Genomic DNA, 21,364 nt, shown 5'->3' on the forward strand with positions numbered 1-21,364 from the left:
ATATGGAAACGGCCGTAGCGCGAATGGGTCACGGCGCCGATAGTCCGGGCATACGAAACGGCCCCGGACCAAACACGGGGCGTGCCGCGAGGAGGCGTCCGATGTCGAACCCCAACCCCATCTTCATTCCGGGGCCCACCAACATCCCGGAGCGGCTGCGGCGCGCCATGGACGTCGCATCGCGGGATCATCGCGCGCCGGACTTCGTCGATCTGATCCGGCCGGTGTTCGAAAACCTGAAACCCGTCTTCGGCACCTCAGCGGGTCAGGTCGTGCTGTTCCCGGCCACAGGCACAGGCGGCTGGGAAGCCGCCATCACCAACACCCTGTCACCGGGCGACACGGTTCTGGCCGCGCGTCATGGCATGTTCTCCCAACGCTGGATCGACCTGTGCCGGCGTCACGGCCTGGACATGCGCGTGTTCGAAGCACCGTGGGGCGAAGGGGTGCCCGTCGAGGCGTTCGCCAAGGCGCTGGCCGCCGATACGGACCACCGCATCAAGGCCGTGCTGGCGACCCACAACGAAACCGCCACCGGCGTGCGCAGCGACATCGCGGCCGTCCGGCAGGCCCTGACCGTCGCCGACCACCCGGCCCTGCTGTGCGTGGACGGGGTCAGTTCCATCGGGTCCCTCGACTTCCGCATGGACGAGTGGGGCGTGGATCTGGCCGTCGCCGGCTCCCAGAAGGGATTCATGCTGCCGGCCGGGCTCGCCATCGTCGGGGTCAGCCCCAAGGCCCGCGCCGCCATGGAGACGGCCACCTGCCCGCGCGCCTTTTTCGACATGCGGGACATGATGGCCGCCAACGCCGCCGGCAGCTTCCCCTACACGCCGTCCGTACCGCTGTTGTGCGGCCTGCGGGAGTCGCTGGCGATGCTGGCGGAGGAAGGACGCGAGGCGGTCCACGCCCGCCATCACCGCATCGCGGAGGGCGTGCGCCGCGCCGTCGCCGCCTGGGGGCTGTCGCTGTGCGCCCGACGCCCGGCGCTGTACTCCGACACCGTCACGGCCATTCTGGTGCCGGACGGATACGACGCCGGTGCGCTGGTTGCGCATGCGTACACCCGCTATGGCGTCCCTTTCGGCATCGGCCTGGGCGACGTCGCCGGGACCGTATTCCGCATCGGCCACCTGGGGCAGATGACGGACGTGATGGCGCTGTCCGGCCTTGCCACCGCCGAAATGGCGATGGTGGATCTGGGCTATCCGATCACTCTCGGCTCCGGCGTCGCGGCCGCGCAGGCGTATTATCGCGAAACTGCTGCGCACGCCGTCCCGGCGGCGGCTGCGGCCTGACCAGTCGCGCACCCGCCCAGTGTCCCAAATCCCAAAGCCGTCCCACAAAGGCCACTCCCATGCATATGAGCGATCCGCAGGTTCCCCCGACCTACGATGACGTCCTGGCCGCGCACGCGCGCATCCAGCCGTACATTCACCGCACCCCCATCCTGACCTGCGCCACGCTGGACCGGATGAGCGGCGCCGAACTGCTGTTCAAGTGCGAAAACTTCCAAAAGGGGGGTGCCTTCAAGGCACGCGGCGCCACCAACGCCGTGTTCAGCCTCGACGACGCGACCGCCGCCAAGGGCGTCGCCACCCATTCGTCGGGCAACCACGGCACGGCACTCGCCTACGCCGCCGGGCGGCGCGGCATCCCGTGCGAGGTCGTCATGCCCCGCACCTCGCCGCAAGCCAAGAAGGACGCGGTGCGGGGCTACGGCGCCACGGTCATCGAGTGCGAGCCCTCCACCTCGTCGCGGGAGGCCGTGTTCGCCGAGGTCGTGGCCCGCTCCGGCGCGGATTTCGTCCACCCGTTCAACGATGCGCGGGTGATCGCCGGACAGGCCACCTGCGCCAAGGAACTGTTCGAGGACGCCGGCCCCCTCGACGCCGTGATCGCGCCCATCGGCGGCGGCGGGCTCGTCTCGGGCTCCTGCCTGACGCTGTCCACCCTGTCGCCGACCACGCGCATCTACGCCGCCGAGCCGGCGAACGCCGACGACGCCCACCGGTCGCTGAAGGCCGGGCACATCATCACCGACGACGCGCCCCAGACCATCGCGGACGGCCTGAAGGTCTCCATGAAAGAGCTGACGTGGCACTTCGTCTCCCGCCACGTCGCCGACATCCTGCTCGTCAGCGAGGAGGAGATCGTCGCCGCTATGATGCTGATCTGGAAGCGCATGAAGATCGTCATGGAGCCCTCCTCCGCCGTGCCGCTGGCGGCGGTGCTGAAGAACCACGACCTGTTCGCCGGCCAGCGCGTGGGCGTCCTGATCACCGGCGGCAACGTCGATCTGGACCGGCTGCCCTGGACGTCCGCCTGAGACCGCTTCACACGGAGACCCGCCATGAACGCCATCACCCGCTCCACCGCGCCGGTCGTCGGCCTGACCGTCCCCGCCGCCGTCGGCATGTCGATCGACGAGATCGGCACCCCGGCCCTCATCGTCGATCTGGATGCGTTCGAGAAGAACGTGAAGACGATGAAGGAGTTCATTGAATCCAAGGGGTTGCGGCTGCGCGCCCACGCCAAGACCCACAAGTCCGCCGACATCGCCCTCTATCAGATCGCACAGGGCGGCGCCTGCGGCGTGTGCTGCCAGAAGGTGGCCGAGGCCGAGGCGCTCGTGGACGGCGGCGTCACCGACGTTCTGGTGTCCAACCAGGTGGTCGACCCGAAGAAGATCGACCGCATGGCCGCCATGGCCAAGAAGGCCCGCGTGCTGTGCTGCGTGGACGACGCCGGCAACATCGACGACCTGTCCGCCGCCGCCACGCGACACGGTGTGACGCTGGAATGCCTTGTGGAGGTGGACGTGGGCGCCGGTCGCTGCGGCGTCGGCCCCGGAGCCCCCGTGGTCGCGCTGGCGAAGCAGATCGACGCGGCCCCAGGGCTGACCTTCGCTGGCCTTCAGGCCTACCAGGGCGCCGCCCAGCACGTGCATGACTTTGCGGAGCGCAAGGCCCAGATCGAGGCCGCCATCGCCATGGTCCAGGACACCGTGGACCAGTTGAAGGCCGAGGGGCTGGACTGCGCGATCGTCGGCGGCGCCGGCACGGGCACCTACTACTTCGAGGGCGCGTCCGGCCTGTATAACGAGCTTCAGTGCGGCTCCTACGTCTTCATGGACGCCGATTACCAGCGCGTGCTCGACCCGTCTGGACAGGTGATCTCGGAGTTCGAGAACAGCCTATTCATCCTGACGTCCATCATGTCGCACGCAAAGGCGGACAAGGCCATCTGCGACGCCGGCCTGAAGGCGCAAAGCGTGGACAGCGGCCTGCCGGTGATCTTCGGCCGCGACGACGTCGAGTACATCAAGTGCTCCGACGAACATGGTGTGATCGCCGATCCGAAGGGTGTGCTGGCGCTCAACGAGAAGCTGAAGCTGATTCCCGGGCACTGCGATCCCACCTGCAACGTCTACGACTGGTACGTCGCCGTGCGCGGCGGCCGGGTGGAGGCGGTGTGGCCCGTCACGGCACGGGGCCTGGCACTTTAATCGCCCGCCCCTCGCCCGGATCAGGGGTGCCCCCGGCCCGCATACAGCGCGGCGCACCCCGCCCTGTTCCCTCCCCCGTGTCAGGACCCGCCGCCATGTACATCGTTCCCGAATCCCTGGCCCGCGATCTTGTCTCGCAGGAGGCCGCGACCGAGGCCATCGAAACGGTGTTCGCCGCCATGGCGCGGGAGGAGGCCCGCAATTTCCCCGTGGTGCGGGAAACCCTGGGCCACGCCGACGCGGTCTATGGCTTCAAGTCCGGTTTCGACCGCGCCGGCAAGGTGCTTGGACTGAAGTCCGGCGGCTACTGGCCGGGCAACGCCGACCGGGGCCTGACCAACCACCAGTCCACAAACGTCCTGTTCGATCCCGACACCGGCCGCCCCTACGCCCTGGTCGGCGGCAACCACCTGACCGCCGTGCGCACGGCCGCCGCCAGCGCGGTCTCGATCCGGCATCTGGCACGGCCCGATGCCCGCGTTCTGGGGCTGATCGGCGCGGGGCATCAGTCCGGCTTTCAGCTCAAGGCTGCCGCCGCGCAACGCCGGTTCGAGAAGGTGCTGTGCTGGAACATCGACCCCGACCTTCTGTCCACACCGGCCAAGGCCGCCGAAGACATCGGCCTGCCGTTCGAGGCGGTGGACCGCGATATGCTGGGGGCCGAGGCGGATGTGATCCTCACCATCACCTCGTGCTTCGAGCCCCTGCTGATGAAGCACCAAGTCAAGCCGGGAACGCACATCGCCTGCATGGGCACGGACACGATCGGCAAGCAGGAGGTCGACCCCGCCCTGGTCGCCGCCGCGACCGTGTTCACCGACGAGGTCGCCCAGGCCACCGTGCTGGGCGAGTGTCAGCACGCCTTTGCCGCCGGTCTGCTAGCGGCGGAGGCCATCACGCCGCTCGGGCGGGTGATCACCGGCGCGCACCCGGGGCGCACAGACATCGACGAGATCACGCTGTTCGACGGCACCGGCGTCGGACTTCAGGATCTGGCGGTGGCGGACGTCGCTGTGCGCCTCGCCGTAGCCCAGGGCGCGACCCTGACCGTGGACATGTAGCCCGGCTTGGGGGAGAGTGGGCGCCCACGCATCCCTCCCGTCCCCATTGGCCCGCCATCATGCTCAACCCTGCCCTCGATGCCCTGCCGGACAGCCCGTTCACCCGCATGAACGCGCTCATCGCCGACGTGACTCCACCCGCCGATCCGCCGCCGCTGCTGATGTCCGTGGGGGAGCCGCAGAACGCCTATCCGGCCTGGGTGGCGGAGACCCTGGCCGAGAACGCGCACCTGTGGGGCAAGTACGTCAATCCGCGCGGCACGGACGCGCTCAATGCCGCGATGATCGGCTGGCTGGAACGGCGGTTCGGGCTGCCGGCCGGCGTGATCCGCCCCGGAGAATCCATCGCGCCGCTGGCCGGCACGCGCGAGGGGCTGTACCTGCTGCCGGAGGTCGTCACCCCCCGCCGGGCGGAGGGCACCAACCGGCCGCCCGCCGTTCTGATCCCGAACCCGTTCTACCACACCTATGCCGGGGCGGCCCTGACGGCCGGCGCCGAGCCGGTGTTCCTGCCCACGACGCGGGAGACCGGATATCTGCCCGATCTGGACGCCGTGGATCCGGAGCTGTGGGCACGGACGTCGCTGTTCTACCTGTGCTCCCCGTCCAACCCGGCGGGCTCCGTGGCCGATGTGGACTACCTGAAACGTGCGGTGACGCTGGCCCGAACGCACGATTTCTGTCTGGTCGTCGATGAGTGCTACGCCGAGCTGTACTACGGCGCCCCGCCACCCACCGCGCTTCAGGCGGCGCTGGCGCTCGACGGCACGCTGGACAACGTTGTGGTGTTCCATTCGCTGTCGAAGCGCTCCAGCCTCGCGGGCCTGCGCGCCGGGTTCTGCGCCGGGGATCCCCGCATCCTGAAGCCGTTCCTGAAGCTGCGCGATTACGGCGCGGTGTTCATCCCCCTGCCCTCCCAGGCCGCCGCCGCGCGCCTGTGGGCCGACGACGACCATGTGGCGGCCAACCGCGCCTACTACCGCCGCAACTTCGCAATCGCGGAGCAGTATCTGGGTGACCATCCGGGGTTCGCCTGGCCGGAGGCCGGGTTCTTCCTGTGGCTGGAGGTCGGCACGGAGGCGGCGGAGCCGTTGGCAAAACGCCTGTGGGCGGAGGCCGGAGTGAAGGTCGTGCCCGGCGCCTACTTCGGACGCGCGGATGCCCACGGCGTTAATCCCGGGGCACCCTATCTGCGGCTGGCGATGGTGCACGACGCGGCCACCACCGAGGCTGCAATGCGCCGGATCCGCCCGCTGTTGTGCGGCGGCGGGGACGCGCGCTAGATTCAGGTTATGATGATCGGCCATGGATCGGACTCATACGGTTCCTCGTCCGATCCATGGCCTCCGCCGCTTCGCGGCGCCGGCGCGGTTGCGCCGGCCTTGACTTGATCTCTCAACGCGGAGATGTCCCGTGGCTTCCCCCCCGCCCGAGAAGGGTGTCCTGATCCCGCCGCCCAAGCGCGCCGGCCTGCGCTCGCGCGCCGCGCGCCCGGCCGTCGCCGCTGGAGACGCGGAGCCGCAGCGCCCGCCCAACACGGTGTGCCAGCGCTGCGGCGCCGAATTCGGCTGGGAACGCGCCGACAAGGCTGGAAGTCGGGCCGTGCAATGGTCCGCGCGGCTCATCAAGGGCTCGGAGAAGTGCGATTGCGGCTATGGGGAGCGTCGCACCGGCGCCCGTCGCGGCCCGCACCCCTAGAGGCGATCGTGATCGATTTGAATCACCTTGTGTTTCGAATCGATCACGTGAATCGGCTCTGAATCAAAGAGTTCAGGCGCATCGACGGTTACGGTGACTCGCCGCGCGCCGGAATCCCCGCGCGCAGGTGTCGTACAATGTCGCGCAGCGATGCCGGCTTGCGCAACAGCGCGTCGGCCCTCTGACGCAGGCGGTCCAGTTCCTTCGTGGAGCGCGCGGCCTGCCCGGTAATGATGACGATGAAGACCGGCCGCCCCCCGGCGCGCAAGCGATCAATCAGCCAATGCCCGTCCCGTTCCGGCATGCGCAAGTCCGTGATGACCGCCCGCGCCGGATCGGTCACATGAATCTCCAGCGCCTGCTGGCCGTTGAGCGCCACCGTCACCCGGTACCCGATGGCATCGAGATAACCCGCGATCTCCCGCGCCGCTTCCTCCTCGTCGTCGACCACCAGCACATGCGGACGGCCGCCATCGCCGTCGTCCGGCATCACCACATCCGGGGCTTCGGGTTCCCCCGTCGGGGAGTCCCCCGACGGCTCGTCCGGAACCGGACGGCGGGCCTGCCGCACCCGGGGCAGCAACAGGTGGAAGGCCAGCCCCTCCTCCGTGTTTTCCGCGCTCAGCGTGCCGCCCATCTCGTTGATGAAGGCCAGGCTGATCGACAGCCCCAGACCCGTGCCCTGATCGCCGGACTTGGTGGTGAAGAACGGGTCGAACATCTTCTGGCGCACATCGTCGGACACGCGCGGGCCGTTGTTGGTCAGCACGATGGCGAGCCGATCACCGTCCTCGGTCGGTGTGGCCGAGACCTTCACGCGCGGGGTCTCGCCAGCCAGAATCCGACGCCCTTCCGACGACAGCAGGGCGTCGCGGGCGTTGCGCAGAATGTTGACGAGCACCTGCTCAAGTTGGTGCTGACGGCCCAGCGCCTCGATGGAGCCGAGTTGGTCGTCCACCTCAAGACGGATGTTGTCGTCGCGGAACTGCTTGTCGACCAAGGTCCGCGCCGCCTGGATGGCGCGCGAGACACTGAACGGCTGGACCGTGCCGGTGTCCCGCCGGCTCAGCCCCTGCATGTACGAGATCACCTCGAACAGGCGCACCACCTGCTCATCGATCGCGGCGAAGCCGGCCTTCGCCCGCGCGGCGTCGAAGCCCTGCCGCTTCAGGCGCTCCAGCGCGCCTTCGGCCTTCAGCCGGATGATGTTGAGCGGCTGGCTGATTTCGTGCGCCAGACTGGCGGACATTTCGCCGAGCAAGGTGAGCTTGGCGGCGTGCTGGAAGCGGGTTTCCAACTCGCGACGCTCCGTCATGTCCTCGATGATAACCAGTCCCTGCACGCCCTGGCCGTCGTTCGAGGGCATGATGGAAAAGGTGACGCGGGTCATCAGCCGCCGGTCGCCGCGCCCGCGCAATTCGCGCTCGAACACATCGACCCAGCCGGGGCGGGGCTGACCGTCCGCCAGCCGGTGCGCCTCGGTCGGGGTCGTGTCCGGCGCGAGCAGGTCGGTGTAGGTCATGCCGCGCAGTTCCAGCGCCGACAGGCCCAGCATGCGACGGGCCGCCTCGTTCGTTTCCATCAGGCGGCCGTCCTGGGACAACGTCATCATGCCGAACGGCGCCAGCGTGAAGATGTTCCGGAACTTCAGTTCGCTGTCGGACAGCCCGCGCTCGGCCTGCTTGCGCTGCGAAATGTCGTTGAAGGTGGTGAGGCAGGACCGCACGAGGCCCGACAGTTCACCCGGCGTCAGGGCCTCGTCGCTGTCGCGGTCGGTGTTGGGCTGGCTCTGCACCAGACAGTCCAACTCCCGGCCGTCCCGGCCCATGACCCGGATTTCGTCCGTCGCCGCCTGTCCCGCCAGCACCTTGTCGAGGTGCCGCGACAGGATCGCATGCGAGTCGGGATGGATGAACAGGTGGATCGGCTTGTGTTCGACGTCCGAGACGGCGGCCTCGAACATCTCCGCCGCGCGGCGGTTGGCGCTGATGATCGCGCGCCGGTCGGAGATGATGCAATAGCCCACGGGCGCGCCGTCGAACAGCGACGCATACCGGGACACCAGCGCCTCGTTGAACTGGCGGGCCGCGCGCAGTTCCTCGTTCTGGGCGCGCAGTTCCTCCTGGTGGGTGGCAAGGTCCTCAAGCGCCGTCTCCAGCGCATATCGCTGATCCCGGAACGAGGCCAGTTCCATGTCCCGGGTTTTCAGACGGGCGCGCAAGTTCGCGACCTCGGCCCGCAACTCTTCGCTCACCCGCAGTTCTTCGTTCGATTTGGTCACCGTACTCGACCTTCCTGGCGCCTTCGCCTGTCCGTTCTCTCGTCCGCGAGTCCGGACCCCGAGGCAAGCGGCGGAGCGTAGGCCATATCCCCGGCCGCCGCCACAGTCGCGAGGCACCGGGATGGCCCGTCAGGGTGGGCCGTCGTACTCAGCCTGCACGGTCGCGTCCGATTCCGTCGCGCGCCGTCCCTCAAAGACGGCCGCCTCGGTCGCCGTATCCGGCGCCAGCCGCCGCACGGCCCACACGGCGGCCCCGCGCACCAGCGGCGCCGGATCGTCCAGGCGCGCCGCCGCGACCGGCAGAAGATCCGCCCGCCCGCTGTTGCCCAACGCGATCAGCACGTTGCGCACGAGGCGATCCCGACCGATGCGTTTGACCGGGGACCCGGAAAAGACCGTCCGAAACGTCGCGTCGTCCAGCCTCGCCAGATCCGCCAGACGCGGCGCCATCAGTTCCGCCCGGGCCATCAGGCCGTCGTGGGGCGTCCGCGTCGCGAAGCGGTTCCACGGGCAGACGGCCAAACAGTCGTCGCAGCCATAGATACGATTGCCCAGTTGCGGCCGCAAGGACCGGGGGATCGGCCCCTTGTGCTCGATCGTCAGGTAGCTGACGCACAGCCGGGCGTCGATGCGATAGGGATCGTCGGCGCGGATGGCCCCGGTCGGGCAGGCGTCCAGGCAGCGGTGACAAGACCCGCACAGACCGTCGTGCGGGTCGTCTGGCGGCAGCGGCAGAGTCGTGAAGACCTCCGCCAGGAACAGCCAGGATCCGAAGTGGCGGGAGACGAGGTTGGTGTGTTTGCCGGTCCACCCCAGGCCCGACCGCCCGGCCAGCGGCTTTTCCATCACCGGCGCCGTATCGACGAAGACCTTGACGTCGGCGTCGAAGGTCGCATGAATCCATCGTGCCAAAGCCTTGGCGCGGGATTTGAGCACGTCATGGTAGTCCCGGTTGCGCGCGTACACACTGACAGCGCCGCGGTCGGGATGCGCGAGCATCGAAAGGGGATCCGTTCGTCCTGGACCGTAGTTCAGCCCGAGGGTCACTATAGAGACGGCCTCGGGCCACAGCACGGTCGGATCGCGCCGCCGCTCCCGGGTCTCGGCCATCCAGGCCATGGTGCCGTGGCGGCCCTGGTCGAGGTACAGGTCCAGATCGCGTCGGATCGCCTCGGGCAGGACGGCCCGCGTGACGGCCGCCGCATCCAGGCCCAGCGCCTGGGCCTGGTCCAGGATGCCGACCTTGGCGGCTTCGGGATCCGGCCCGGATGAGGGCGGGAATGAAGAAGACGTGGCGGGGGAACGCGAGGTCATGATGGACGCGGGGGCTCCGTTCGGTGCGGGGCGCGGTGTCGATCCAGGCCCGAGCCCGCTACCGTGCCAGGGCGCGCCCCGGGGGCACAACAGGTATACGGGCGCCAGGGAGCGCGACGTTGAAACGCACGCCGGCATCACGCCGGCCGCAGCACACGGACAGGCACGACAGGGGAAACGGGCATGGCACTTCGACGGGTAACGGTGTTCGGCGGCAGCGGCTTCATCGGGCGCCAGATCGTGCAGCGACTGGCCAGCCAGGGCGTGCGCGTGCGGGTGGCGGTCCGTGACCCCATCGGCGCGGAGTTTCTGAAGCCGCTGGGCGACCTGGGGCAGATCGCGCCCATGAAGGTCAACGTCATGGACGAGGCCGCCGTGGCGCGGGTGGTCGACGGCGCCGACGGCGTCGTCAACCTGATCGGCATTCTGTACGAAAAGGGCCGGCGGACCTTCCAGGCGCTGCACGTCGATGCCGCCGAGCGGATCGCCCGCCTGTCGGCCGCCGCCGGGGTTGCGCACATGGTGCAGATATCCGCCATCGGCGCGGACACCAACGCCGCCGCCAAGTACGCCCGAACCAAGGCCGAGGGCGAGGCCGCCGTGCGCCGGCACATGCCAGCGGCGTCCATCCTCCGGCCCTCCGTCGTATTCGGCCCCCATGACGATTTCTTCAACCTGTTCGGCGGCATGAGCCGCCTGCTGCCCGTCCTGCCCTACTACGTGAAGGACGGCTTCCGACTGGTACGCGACGAACAGGGCCGTCGCGCCATCGACCTGGGCGGCTCGGGCGGGCCGCGCTTCCAGCCCGTCTACGTCGGCGATGTCGCCGACGCCGCCATGACCTGCCTGCAGACCCCGGCCTTCCAGGGTCAGACCTTCGAGCTGGGCGGGCCGCGCGCCTACACCATGCGCGAGATCATGGAACTTGTGGTGGAACAGACGGAACGCAGCACTCATGTGGTGCCGGTGCCGTTCTGGGTCGCGCGGGTTCAGGCCTCGGTGCTCCAGGTCATGCCCAAGCCCCTGATCACCCCCGATCAGGTCAAGTTGCTGGAGACGGACAACATCGTCTCCGGCACGCTGCCGGGGTTCGAGGCGCTCGGCATCGAGCCGACGGCCGCCGAGGCTGTGTTGCCCACCTACATGAACCGGTTCCGCCCCCACCACCGCAATGTGATTCTCCGCGTTCCGGGCTGAGCCCCGCCGCGTGCACGCCGCTCGGCGCGTCCCGAAACCGTCATGCGCGTTCGCGTTGACAAGGGCCGGGCGCCCGGGGCAAAATCCTCGCTTTCCTGGGCCGTGCGCCACCAAGCGCGCGGCCCGTTAATTTTCGGGCCCTGCCCTTTCGGTTGGGTCCGTCCAGTCTGGACAGGCCCAGATGACCATGCCGGCCCTCATGCAGAACTACGCGCGTGTCGATGTCGCTTTCGAGCACGGGGAGGGCGCGTGGCTGACCGCCACGGACGGGCGACGTTATCTGGACTTCGGCGCGGGCATCGCGGTCAACGCGCTGGGCCATGCCCACCCCCGACTGGTCGAGGTTCTGCGCGAGCAGGCGGCCAAGGTCTGGCATACGTCCAACCTGTACCGCGTGCCGGGCCAGGAGCAGGTTGCGGCGACGCTTGTCGCGAACACCTTCGCGGACTCCGTCTACTTCTGCTCCACGGGGCTGGAGGCCAACGAGGCCGCCATGAAGATGGCACGCAAGGTGTTCCATGACGCGGGCGCTCCCGAGCGCGACCGCTTCGTGGTCGCCGGTGGCGCCTTCCACGGCCGGTCGTTCGCCTCCATCGCGGCCGGCGGCAATCCGAAGCACATGGAAGGCTATGGCACGCCCATGGACGCCTTCGACCGGGTCGCCTTCGGCAACATGAACGAAGCCCGGCAGGCTGTCGGAGAGCGCACCTGCGCCGTACTGGTCGAGCCGGTGCAGGGGGAAGGCGGCATCCGCCCGGCCCCAGTCGGATATCTGCGCGCCCTGCGCGAGATGTGCGACGAGTACGGTCTGCTGCTGATCCTGGACGAGGTGCAGACCGGCATTGGCCGCACCGGCACCCTGTTCGCCTACGAACACGCCGGCGTGTCGCCCGACATCCTGACCGCCGCGAAGGGCCTGGGCGGCGGCTTCCCGGTCGGCGCGGTGCTGGCGACGGAGCGGTGTGCCCGCGCCTTCACCGCTGGGGCCCATGGTACGACGTTCGGCGGCAACCCGCTCGCCATGGCCGTGGCCCAGGCGGTCCTCGACGAAGTGCTGGCCCCCGGGTTCCTCGACCGGGTCGCCCGCGTGGGTGCTTATCTGGGCGATGCCCTGACCCGCGTCGTGGCCGACTATCCCAAGGTTCTCACCGAAACGCGCGGGATCGGCCTGATGCGGGGCCTTGTGTGCACGGTCCCCAATGGCGACGTCATCACCGCCTGCCGCGACCAGGGTCTGTTGCTGGTACCGGCGTCCGACAACGTGGCGCGCCTGCTGCCGCCGCTGATCATCGACACCGCCGAGGCGGATCTCGCGATCGAAAGCCTGCGGGCCGCCTGCGCAACCCTGGCGAAGTAGAATGAACAAGCAGAGCGTCAAGCCCGCCTCCGGCATGCCGAAGGCAGCGGGAACCCCCCGGCATTTTCTGGACTTAGACCAGATCGACACCGACACCCTGCTCGGCATCCTGGAGCGTGGCCACGCCCTCAAACGCGGAACCGCCGCCGTCGCGCTCGGGTTAGACAAGCCGCTCGCCGGCAAGACGCTGGTGCTGATCTTCGAAAAGAACTCAACCCGCACCCGCGTGTCGTTCGAGGTCGCCATGCGCCAGCTCGGCGGCGACGTCATCGTGCTGGAGGGCGACAAGAGCCAACTCGGCCGGGGCGAGACCATCGCCGACACCGCGCGCGTGCTGTCGCGCTACGTCGACGCCATCATGATCCGCACCAATGCGCCGGAGAAGCTGGCCGAGATGGCGCACTACGCCACGATCCCGGTCATCAACGGCCTGACCGACGCCGCGCATCCCTGTCAGGTCATGGCGGACCTGATGACCCTGCGGGAGCACAAGGGCACCGACCTCTCCGGACGAGTCGTGACATGGAGCGGCGACGGCAACAACGTCGCCAACTCCTGGATCAAGGCGGCGGCTCACTTCGGCTTCGAGATGCGGATCGCCTCGCCGGACGGGTTGCGCGCCGATCGGGGCGCGGTCGAGTGGGCCCAGGCCAACGGCGCCCGCATCGTTGAGGGCTCGGACCCGGAAGCCCTGGTCACGGGCGCGGATTGCGTGGTCACGGACACGTGGGTTTCCATGGGCGACCAGGACGCCACGAACCGGCACAATCTGCTGCGCCCCTATCAGGTCAACGAAAGCCTCATGGCCCACGCCAAGCCCGACGCGGTGTTCATGCACTGCCTGCCCGCCCACCGGGGCGAGGAGGTGACTGACGGCGTGATCGACGGCCCGCATTCGGTGGTCTGGGACGAGGCGGAAAACCGGCTGCACGCGCAGAAGGGCGTCCTGGCCTGGAGCCTCCTGGGCTAGGCCCGGCCTTTCGTTCACGGAAGGCCCTGGATCCGGCCGCAGTGCAGCCACGGCGCCCCGCCCGTGACCGGACGCGGTGGTACCTTCCGCCCGTGACCGGACGCTCCGGCGTCCTCGGGCGATCCTCAACCCCTGAACCCTTCGGGAGCACGGTGTGAACGACGGCGGACCGACCCCCTGGGACGATACCCTGTATGGTTTCCATCTCGCACACGGCCTGGTGCGCGGCCGTCTCATCCGGCTGGGCAGCACGCTGGACGATATCCTGGGTCGACACGCCGATCCGCCCGCGGTGCAGACGCTGCTGGCCGAAACCGCCGTGCTGGCCGCGGCCCTCGCGGGCGGGCTGAAGTACGAGGGGGTGTTCACCCTCCAAACCAGCACCGACGGGCCGATTTCGACCCTGATGGCCGATGTCACCAGCACCGGCGACATCCGGGCCGTCGCCCGGCTGGACCCGGAGCGGCTGGATGCCACGCTCGCGGCCATGGACACCGCCGATCCGGACGAACCGACTCCGCCCGACGTGTTCCGGCTTCTGGGCCGAGGTCACGTCGCCTTCACCGTCGACCAGGGGCCCCGCACCGACCGCTACCAGGGCATCACGGAACTGGTCGGCACCTCCTTGGCCCAATCGGTCGAGCACTACTTTCTGCAGTCCGAGCAGCTCAGCACCGTGGTCGTGACCGCTGTGCGCCGTGATCCGGCCGCGCCAGAGGGAACGGGCTGGTCGGGCGGCTGCCTGCTGATCCAGCGGATGCCGCCGGAGGCCGGGGGCCGCAACGATGCCGCGGCGAACGACGCTTGGGAGACCGCCGGTGTGCTGCTGCGGACCCTGGGCGCGGACGAACTGCTGGATCCCGCGCTGACGCCGGACCGGATCGTACACCGACTGTTCCATGCCGAAGCCCTGGTCCCCGGCGAAACCCGCTCGTTGCGGTTCGGGTGCCGATGCTCGCGCGAAAAGGTAGAAGCAGCCCTGAGCCGATTCCAGCGCAGCGAGTTGGAGGCCATGAAGCAGGAGGATGGAGTCGTGACGGCGACTTGCCAATTCTGCACCGCACACTATACCTTTACTGACACGGACCTTGACGCCCTGGCCAGCGATGGGGCCTCCCCGAACGGCTCAGACTCGGCCTGACACCCCGATGGGCGAACCAGTGATGCGAGCGCAGCGCGAACAGAACAGCACCCCGTCCGATCCCAATGCCCCGATTCCGTCCGCCGTTCCGCGACGGCGGGTCCTTCGGGGTGGGCTTGCCCTTGCGCTCGTGGCGGGCGTTGCCGCCTGCACGGATCCGCCGCGTCAGCCGCGTTTCCCGACTCTGGGGTTCGCCCACCTGCCGCCGTTCCTGTTCCGGGCACAGCGGGTGGACGTGCGCTCCGAATACAGCCGCCCCAACCGGCCGCCCAACATCGAACACGAAATGCCCCTGGCACCGGACCGCGCCGCCGGGCAATGGGCCGAGGACCGCTTGCAGGCCAACGGCGAGGGCGACGTCGTCGTGCGCTTCACCGTCCACGACGCCAGCGTGGTGGAAAAGGAGCTCGCCGTGGAGCGCGGGCTGAGCGGCCTGTTCCGCAGCGAACAGGCGGAGAGCTATCACGCCCAGCTTGAAGGCACGGTGGAGATCGTCGATACGATGACGGGAATCGCCCTGGCGGCGGCCACCGCCAAGGTCTGGCGCAGCCAGACCGTGTCCGAAAGCGCGACGATCAACGAGCGGGACAGCATCTGGTTTGGGCTGGTCGAGCGCCTGATCACTGATTTCGACGCGAACATCACCACCCAAATCGAGACCCACCTCTCCGAGTATCTGGTGAACCGGTCGCGCTGACCGAATGGCAGGGCGGTCGGCCGCACACCGCACGCCCGCCGCAATCCGGCCACGGTTCGCGGTATGCTGGGATGCGCAGCGCGGCGCCACCCACGTGCGCCCGCGCTCGTCCTGTGTCCGACCGCCCCCGTGTCCGCCTGTCGTCGAAAGGAGACTGCCTCATGTCGCCCTGGACCCGTGCCGTTCCCGCACTCGCCCTGGCCGCCGGCCTCGCCGCGCCGCTGTCGTCGCCGGCCCGGGCCTCTGTGGTCATCGAGGGCACCTTCACCGCGCGCGCCGAGTGCCCCGCCTATCACAGCTTTAACGCCGGCTCCAATCCAGGCGCTGTCATCCTCGCACCAGGCACCGTTTACGGCGCGTTCGAACTGAACCGGCCGGACGGCCCGTGGGTGCGCCTGCGCGTGCCGGGCGCCAATCCCCAGGAACGCTGGGTGGCCCGGGAATGCGGCCGGCTGACCGTCTACCAGAGCGACGCCGCCACGACGCCGGAGACAGAAGGCGGCGGTGCCATCGTCGCCTCGCCGCTGCCAGCGCCGATGGACACGGCGGACGCATCCGTCGACGCCCCGGCTCCGACGGCCCCGGCGGATCCCCTGCCGGACGCGGGGACCATCGACCCTCTGGCGCCCGTCGACGAGGCGACCCTCCTATCCCGGTCCTCGCGCGCCTTCCCCTGGTTTTTCGACCGGGTGGACGACGGTCCGGATGACCCGACTCCGCCCCCTCCCCAGCTCGGCCAAGTGGATCAGGCGGTGCTGAAGCTGTGCGGCGGCTGGGGCGACGACGTGCCGGCCTATACGTTCTCCGAGTTCCTGGAGGAGAGGCCGTCCCTGCGCAGCGGACTCCTGGCCCAGCTTGGCGCTGACGAGGATACCCTGGTTACCGCGTGGTTCGCTGAGAACGGCTTTCGCCACATCTTCTGCGGCGAGCCGGAGATCAAGGACGACGATCGCTGGGTGCTCGGCGGCATGCACTACATGGGCCGGTATGCCCAGGCGCAGTTGAATGGCTGGGCCGGGCGCCTGGAGGGGGGCTGCTCCATCGTCGAGACCGCACCGCCGATCTACACGTCGGGCGTCCAGTTCCTCGCGCCGGATGGCAGCACGGGCATCAAGTGCATCAACGGGTACGCCAAGGGCCTGACCGCGTCCGATATGCTGTTCGAGGTCACCAAGGCCTACCGCGAAGCGCGCGGGACCATGGGCGTCGAGGCCAGCGCCTGCCGGCACCGGGTGCTGGACGACGGGAACGCCTATGAGGCGGTGCTGGTCATGCGCGCCAATGCCATCGTGACGTTCTACCCGGACGCCACGCCGGACGAGACTCTGCCGTACTGCGGCGAATAGGCCCGACCGTTCTCTCTTCCCTGCATCTCCCCGCCCCTCACGACCCCGCGCCATTCCCGGCGCGGGGACCGAGCGAGGATGCGCACCGGCCTGAACGAGGGTATCGTGGTGCCCGAACCGGTCCGGAGTCCGCCCCGGCTGCGTGGTGAAACCGCGCGCGAGGGTCTCCGGGACGGCGTTCGGGCACCAACGGAAGCAGGGTGAGCCAAGCGTGCGTGATGTGTACGGATCCGTAGGGTTGTGGCGACCGCCCGGCCTGCCGATCAGCATGATGCTGGCCTTCATGGCGTTCATGCTGCCGCACCTGATCTTCGCGGTAAGCTGGGGCAACTTTCCCCTCCTGCGCGCCTCGCAGATCGCCGCCGTCGGGCTCTTGATCTTCGCCAGCGTCCTGAACCGGCGGGACGGTTGGCCCCCGTCGTGGCCCGCCATCGTTCTCGTCGCGGAGCTGGTCATCTCGCTGATCTACACCGTGCTTGCGGACGCCTTCGAGCGGGACACCTTCGATATCGACCTTGTTCTGAAGGGCACGGTCATCATCACGTTAATAGCCCTGCTGGATCGCGCACGCGGCTATGGGTTCCGGGCCTTCGCCCTCTCGACGGTGCCGGTATCGCTCCTGATCGTCGCGGCAACGGCCGCCCACTTCGTGCTCAACCCGAGCATCATGTTCGGACGGCACCTGTTTTTCGGCCTCCACCCCAACCTCGGCGGCGAGGTCCTTTTCGGCTGCATCATCACGGTGGCGTTCGCCCCCTCCCGGTTGCTCCGCCTCGGGGTCGGCGCCGTCATCCTGGTCCTGCTGACCCTGTTGCAGTCGCGCGCGGCCTTCGGGGGTGCGGTCCTGGTCTATGCCGGAACCGAAGCCCTGTATCTCGTGCGGGGCAAATCGTGGCACGTTCAGGGTCGGGTCGTAGGCTTCGGGCTGCTGGTCGTCGCGGTAATTGGGCTCACCGTGATTCTGGTCAATCCCCGCACGCCCGTCAGCGCCGCCGACTGGGTCAGCGACCGGATCCTGTTGCTGGACAATCCCTATCGGGGCCTGAACACTGGGTTCGCCGGACGAACGGAAACGTGGTCTGTGGCGCTGGAGTCCTTCCAGGAGAGCCCGTTGATGGGCGAAGGCATGGACCGCAGCGGGACCACCGCAACCGGAACCCAGGTGCACAACGGCTATCTGGCGCTCCTGGCGGAATATGGCTTGGTCGGTGTGGGATTTTTCGTAGTCCTGGCGCAGGGCCTGATCCGAACACTGCGGCGCGGATCCATTTCCTTCGTGATGCTCGTGGCCTGTCTGTTCGTCTTTCTTTTCAATGCCCGGGCCGTAAACCTGAACGTCTTTCCATTCCTGATGTGGCTGCTCTGCCTGCCCTGGCGAGAAGACGAACCGGACGAGGCCGCGGGGACGACGACGGCGCTCCGGCCCTAAACACGGGGCGGGCTACCCGTTGCGATCCCGCCGGTCCCGTTCGCGTGCCAGCACCGCGAGATCACTGCGCACCATCTCGCCGACGAGGTCCGCGAACCCCGTCGTGTGGGTCCAGCCTAGGCGCTCGCGTGCCTTGCTCGGGTCGCCGAGCAGCAGATCCACCTCGGTCGGCCGGAAGTAGCGTGGATCGATGCACACCAGCGTCTCGCCGGTGCGCGCGCAACGACCGATCTCGTCCACGCCCGTGCCCGACCATGTGATCGTGCGATCAATCTCCGCGAACGCGCGCTCCACGAACTCCCGCACCGAATGGGTCTCGCCGGTCGCCAGGACATAGTCCTCGGGCGTGTCCTGTTGGACGATACGCCACATGCCCTCGACGTAATCGCGAGCGTGGCCCCAGTCGCGGCGGGCGTCCAGGTTCCCCAGAAACAGCCGATCCTGAAGGCCCAAGGACATCGCCGCCACCGCCCGCGTGATCTTGCGGGTCACGAAGGTTTCGCCCCGGATCGGGCTTTCGTGATTGAACAGGATGCCGTTGGAGGCATGCAGGCCATAGGCCTCGCGGTAGTTCACCGTGATCCAGTAGGCGTACAGCTTCGCGGCGGCATAGGGCGAGCGCGGATAAAAAGGGGTCGTCTCCCGCTGCGGCGTCTCCTGGGCCTTGCCGTACAGCTCCGACGTGGAGGCCTGATAGAATCGGGTCTTGGTGTCGAGGCCGAGGATACGAATCGCCTCCAGCAGCCGCAGGGTGCCCAGCGCATCGCTGTTGGCGGTGTACTCCGGCGTCTCGAAGCTCACTTGGACATGGCTCTGCGCCGCGAGGTTATAGATTTCGTCCGGCTGGACCTCCTGCACCAAACGGATCAGGTTGGTGGCGTCGGTCAAATCGCCATAGTGCAGGCGAAAGCGAACATGCGTCTCGTGCGGGTCCTGGTACAGGTGATCGACCCGCTCGGTGTTGAACGACGACGACCGGCGTTTGACGCCATGCACCGCGTACCCCTTGCCGAGCAACAGTTCGGCCAGATAGGCGCCATCCTGCCCGGTCACCCCGGTGATCAGGGCCGTTTTCTGCGTCACGTCGGGTCCCCTCCCCTGTTCGACCGTCCGGCCCTGACGCCGTCATGCGGTCACGCGGTCGATATGCTCCAGGAACCATGCGTAATACCCGGCCAGCCCCTCGCGCAGGGACGTCCGCGCCGTCCAGCCCAGATCGGTCAACCGCGACACGTCCATCACCTTGCGCGGCGTGCCATCCGGCCGGCGGGTGTCGTAGGTCAGCGCCCCGGTGTAGCCGACCGTGTCCCGGATCGTCTCCGCGAACGCGGAAATCGACAGGTCCTCCCCGGTGCCCACGTTGATCGGGTCGGCTCCCGCATAGTGCCGCATGAGAAACACGCAGGCATCCGCAAGATCGTCGACATGCAAAAACTCGCGGCGTGGCGTTCCGGTGCCCCAGACCACGACCTCGGGCGCACCGGACATTTTCGCCTCGTGAATCCGCCGCAGCAGAGCGGCCGGCACGTGGCTGTTCTCGGGATGGAAGTTGTCGCCGGGGCCGTACAGATTGGTCGGCATCGCCGAGATGAAGGCACACCCATGCTGCGCCCGGTAGGCCTGACAGAGCTTGATGCCGGCGATCTTGGCGATCGCGTACCATTCGTTCGTCGGCTCCAGCGGGCCGGTCAGCAGCGCGTCTTCCCGGATCGGCTGCGGCGCCTCGCGCGGATAGATGCATGACGAGCCGAGGAACAGCAGCTTTTCCACCCCCACCCGCGCGCAGGTGTGGAGGATGTTCGCCTCGATCATCAGGTTGTCGTAGAGAAAATCGGCCGGGTAGTGGCTGTTGGCGTGAATGCCGCCCACCTTCGCCGCCGCCACGAACACAGCATCCGGCTTTTCCGCCGCCACGAAGGCTTCGACGTCCGCCTGACGGGTCAGGTCCACGCGATCGCGGCCGTCCCGGATCAGCGTGCAGGGTTCGCGCTCCAGCCGCCGCACCAGGGCGCCGCCGACCATGCCCCGAGACCCGGCCACCCACACGCGCTTGCCCGCAAGGCTGTAGGGATCGGTCATATCGTACGCCCTTCCTCGGTGTCGGGGACGCGCGTCCCGGCCGGACGCGGCGCCGGTTGCGGTGGGGCGTCCGCCGCGCCCAGAACCAACGCCCGGTAGGCCGCGCGGCAGGCGCTACGCCCGGCCGTCGCCTCCACATAGGCGCGGCCGTTCCGCCCCAGACGGGCCCGCTCCTCGGGCGCGTTGATCAGCGCTTGGACAGCATCGGCCAACCCCTTGGGGTCGCGCGGCGGGCAGATGACAAACGCCTGCGACTCCGCGCGGATCGCATCCAGGGGCGATCCAGGCACCGCGGTACAGACGCACGGGCGCCCGGCCGCCATGATCGCGTAAATCTTGCTCGGCACCGCGAACGCCGCGCCGGCCGGATCCTGCGGCACCAGATGAATATGGCCGTCCGCCAGACCGTCGCGGAGCTGATCGGTGGGCGTGAACGGTTCGAACCGTACGACCGCGTCGAGGCCCCGCGCCGTCGCCTCATTCTCCAGCGCCGCCCGGCTGTTGCCTTCGCCCCGGATGACGAGGCGGACGGGCGTGCCCCGGTCGCGCAGGGCCTCGGCCATGTCCAGAAGCTGCTCCAGTCCCTGTTTGCGCCCAAGGTTTCCGCTGTACAGCAGTGTGATCGGGCCGTCCCGTTCCGGCAACGGCCGCACGGCCTCGTCGTCGATGGTCGGCGGGACGATCCGGATCGGCGTCAGAACCCCCAGCGCCCGCAGCGAGTCGGTCATGGCCGGGGACAGCGTGACGATCTCGTCCATCCGCGAGAGCACATACCGCTCGGTGGCGCGCAGCACCCGCAGCACCAGCCCCAGGGACGCCAGCTTCAGGGACGCGGCCAAGCCCGACTGGATGTCGTGCACCACCGCGATGCGGCGGGTCCGGCGCGGCATGGCGGCGACCACCGCAAGCACCGTCAGGATGGACGGGCACACCGCGATCACCACCGGCGCGTCCCGGCGACGGCGCAGCGCCCGCCACAAACGCCACGCGAACGCGAGGTCCGGCCCCAGCCGGGCGCGCACCCCGGCCCCCTGCGGAGGCGTCATCGGCAGACGCACGATGGACACGCCGTCCTGGGTCTCCCGGTCTCGTTCACCGTCCCTATAGCCGTCGAACACCTCGCGGTAGGGATAGAACGGCCGGGCGCACAGCACCGTCACGGATCCGATCGCCGGATCCGCGGCAAGCCCCTCGGCCATCTGCTGCACGGGCGGCGCGCTGCCCGCCACTTCCGGCCAGTAGTATTGCGACGCCACCAGAACATCGGTCATACGGGCCCACCTCTG

The 21,364-nt window shown here is 68.7% G+C and carries 18 protein-coding genes; 13 read left to right on the top strand and 5 right to left on the bottom strand.

All coding sequences use genetic code 11. The features are described 5' to 3' along the window. Positions 1-101 precede the first annotated feature (101 nt). The 6 genes from bhcA (at position 102) to GGD82_RS03815 (ending at position 6,267) form a co-directional block, all read left to right on the top strand. Positions 102-1,298, top strand: coding sequence for an L-aspartate--glyoxylate aminotransferase BhcA (gene bhcA, locus GGD82_RS03790; RefSeq protein ID WP_150060945.1), 1,197 nt, complete (start codon positions 102-104; stop codon positions 1,296-1,298). A 59-nt stretch (positions 1,299-1,357) separates the two neighbouring features. Further along, entirely contained in the window at positions 1,358-2,329 is a 972-nt protein-coding gene (gene bhcB / locus GGD82_RS03795; protein WP_211364686.1) for a beta-hydroxyaspartate dehydratase BhcB, read from the top strand. 24 nt (positions 2,330-2,353) lie between these two features. Next, positions 2,354-3,508, top strand: a complete 1,155-nt coding sequence (locus GGD82_RS03800) for a DSD1 family PLP-dependent enzyme (protein WP_150060944.1) — start codon at positions 2,354-2,356, stop codon at positions 3,506-3,508. Positions 3,509-3,603: 95 nt separating this feature from the next. Then, a complete protein-coding gene (gene bhcD / locus GGD82_RS03805) occupies positions 3,604-4,569 on the top strand; it encodes an iminosuccinate reductase BhcD (RefSeq protein ID WP_150060943.1) in 966 nt (321 codons plus the stop codon). Positions 4,570-4,628: 59 nt separating this feature from the next. Beyond that, positions 4,629-5,852, top strand: a complete 1,224-nt coding sequence (locus tag GGD82_RS03810) for an aminotransferase class I/II-fold pyridoxal phosphate-dependent enzyme (protein ID WP_150060942.1) — start codon at positions 4,629-4,631, stop codon at positions 5,850-5,852. A gap of 130 nt (positions 5,853-5,982) precedes the next feature. Then, positions 5,983-6,267 (top strand): hypothetical protein, encoded by a 285-nt coding sequence (locus GGD82_RS03815; protein WP_150060941.1) that lies wholly within the window; start codon positions 5,983-5,985, stop codon positions 6,265-6,267. 88 nt (positions 6,268-6,355) lie between these two features. Here GGD82_RS03815 and GGD82_RS03820 read toward each other — a convergent pair whose 3' ends face one another. Together GGD82_RS03820 and queG are read right to left on the bottom strand one after the other, a co-directional pair. After that, positions 6,356-8,548 (bottom strand): PAS domain S-box protein, encoded by a 2,193-nt coding sequence (locus GGD82_RS03820; protein ID WP_150060940.1) that lies wholly within the window; start codon positions 8,546-8,548, stop codon positions 6,356-6,358. A 129-nt stretch (positions 8,549-8,677) separates the two neighbouring features. Further along, positions 8,678-9,862, bottom strand: coding sequence for a tRNA epoxyqueuosine(34) reductase QueG (gene queG, locus GGD82_RS03825; protein WP_150060939.1), 1,185 nt, complete (start codon positions 9,860-9,862; stop codon positions 8,678-8,680). 183 nt (positions 9,863-10,045) lie between these two features. On the opposite strand from queG, the gene GGD82_RS03830 reads away from it, so the two are divergent. The 7 genes from GGD82_RS03830 (at position 10,046) to GGD82_RS21345 (ending at position 17,999) form a co-directional block, all read left to right on the top strand. Further along, a complete protein-coding gene (locus tag GGD82_RS03830; protein WP_150060938.1) occupies positions 10,046-11,059 on the top strand; it encodes a complex I NDUFA9 subunit family protein in 1,014 nt (337 codons plus the stop codon). A gap of 181 nt (positions 11,060-11,240) precedes the next feature. Then, positions 11,241-12,416, top strand: a complete 1,176-nt coding sequence (locus GGD82_RS03835; protein WP_150060937.1) for an aspartate aminotransferase family protein — start codon at positions 11,241-11,243, stop codon at positions 12,414-12,416. Position 12,417: 1 nt separating this feature from the next. Then, on the top strand, positions 12,418-13,386 hold the full coding sequence (gene argF / locus GGD82_RS03840) for an ornithine carbamoyltransferase (protein WP_246163695.1): 969 nt from the start codon (positions 12,418-12,420) through the stop codon (positions 13,384-13,386). A gap of 154 nt (positions 13,387-13,540) precedes the next feature. Next, positions 13,541-14,527, top strand: coding sequence for an Hsp33 family molecular chaperone HslO (gene hslO, locus GGD82_RS03845; protein WP_150060936.1), 987 nt, complete (start codon positions 13,541-13,543; stop codon positions 14,525-14,527). 22 nt (positions 14,528-14,549) lie between these two features. After that, positions 14,550-15,224, top strand: coding sequence for a hypothetical protein (locus tag GGD82_RS03850; protein ID WP_246163694.1), 675 nt, complete (start codon positions 14,550-14,552; stop codon positions 15,222-15,224). A gap of 161 nt (positions 15,225-15,385) precedes the next feature. Beyond that, positions 15,386-16,570: an EndoU domain-containing protein gene (locus GGD82_RS03855; protein WP_170284140.1), complete on the top strand. Its 1,185-nt coding sequence runs from the start codon at positions 15,386-15,388 to the stop codon at positions 16,568-16,570. A gap of 211 nt (positions 16,571-16,781) precedes the next feature. Next, positions 16,782-17,999, top strand: coding sequence for an O-antigen ligase family protein (locus tag GGD82_RS21345; protein WP_150060934.1), 1,218 nt, complete (start codon positions 16,782-16,784; stop codon positions 17,997-17,999). A gap of 12 nt (positions 18,000-18,011) precedes the next feature. Here the strand turns inward: GGD82_RS21345 and gmd are convergent, their stop codons facing one another. The 3 genes from gmd to GGD82_RS03875 are packed head-to-tail and all read right to left on the bottom strand — an operon-like array spanning position 18,012 to position 21,349. Next, positions 18,012-19,082: a GDP-mannose 4,6-dehydratase gene (gene gmd / locus GGD82_RS03865; RefSeq protein WP_150060933.1), complete on the bottom strand. Its 1,071-nt coding sequence runs from the start codon at positions 19,080-19,082 to the stop codon at positions 18,012-18,014. Positions 19,083-19,124: 42 nt separating this feature from the next. Beyond that, on the bottom strand, positions 19,125-20,078 hold the full coding sequence (gene fcl / locus GGD82_RS03870; RefSeq protein ID WP_150060932.1) for a GDP-L-fucose synthase: 954 nt from the start codon (positions 20,076-20,078) through the stop codon (positions 19,125-19,127). Beyond that, positions 20,075-21,349, bottom strand: a complete 1,275-nt coding sequence (locus GGD82_RS03875) for a glycosyltransferase family 4 protein (protein ID WP_150060931.1) — start codon at positions 21,347-21,349, stop codon at positions 20,075-20,077. The genes fcl and GGD82_RS03875 overlap by 4 nt, the downstream gene beginning before the upstream one ends. Positions 21,350-21,364 lie beyond the last annotated feature (15 nt).

Source organism: Roseospira marina, assembly GCF_014197855.1.
Classification (GTDB): domain Bacteria; phylum Pseudomonadota; class Alphaproteobacteria; order Rhodospirillales; family Rhodospirillaceae; genus Rhodospira; species Rhodospira marina.

What these genes read in the sequence shown, in the direction of transcription:
- GGD82_RS03830 (WP_150060938.1), top strand. Translation starts at nt 10,046, where the DNA reads ATGGCACTTCGACGGGTAACGGTGTTCGGCGGCAGCGGCTTCATCGGG.
- argF (WP_246163695.1), top strand. Translation starts at nt 12,418, where the DNA reads ATGAACAAGCAGAGCGTCAAGCCCGCCTCCGGCATGCCGAAGGCAGCG.
- GGD82_RS03855 (WP_170284140.1), top strand. Translation starts at nt 15,386, where the DNA reads ATGTCGCCCTGGACCCGTGCCGTTCCCGCACTCGCCCTGGCCGCCGGC.
- bhcD (WP_150060943.1), top strand. Translation starts at nt 3,604, where the DNA reads ATGTACATCGTTCCCGAATCCCTGGCCCGCGATCTTGTCTCGCAGGAG.
- bhcB (WP_211364686.1), top strand. Translation starts at nt 1,358, where the DNA reads ATGCATATGAGCGATCCGCAGGTTCCCCCGACCTACGATGACGTCCTG.
- queG (WP_150060939.1), bottom strand. Translation starts at nt 9,862, where the DNA reads ATGACCTCGCGTTCCCCCGCCACGTCTTCTTCATTCCCGCCCTCATCC.
- GGD82_RS03875 (WP_150060931.1), bottom strand. Translation starts at nt 21,349, where the DNA reads ATGACCGATGTTCTGGTGGCGTCGCAATACTACTGGCCGGAAGTGGCG.
- GGD82_RS03835 (WP_150060937.1), top strand. Translation starts at nt 11,241, where the DNA reads ATGACCATGCCGGCCCTCATGCAGAACTACGCGCGTGTCGATGTCGCT.
- GGD82_RS03800 (WP_150060944.1), top strand. Translation starts at nt 2,354, where the DNA reads ATGAACGCCATCACCCGCTCCACCGCGCCGGTCGTCGGCCTGACCGTC.
- GGD82_RS03850 (WP_246163694.1), top strand. Translation starts at nt 14,550, where the DNA reads ATGCGAGCGCAGCGCGAACAGAACAGCACCCCGTCCGATCCCAATGCC.
- bhcA (WP_150060945.1), top strand. Translation starts at nt 102, where the DNA reads ATGTCGAACCCCAACCCCATCTTCATTCCGGGGCCCACCAACATCCCG.
- GGD82_RS03810 (WP_150060942.1), top strand. Translation starts at nt 4,629, where the DNA reads ATGCTCAACCCTGCCCTCGATGCCCTGCCGGACAGCCCGTTCACCCGC.
- fcl (WP_150060932.1), bottom strand. Translation starts at nt 20,078, where the DNA reads ATGACCGATCCCTACAGCCTTGCGGGCAAGCGCGTGTGGGTGGCCGGG.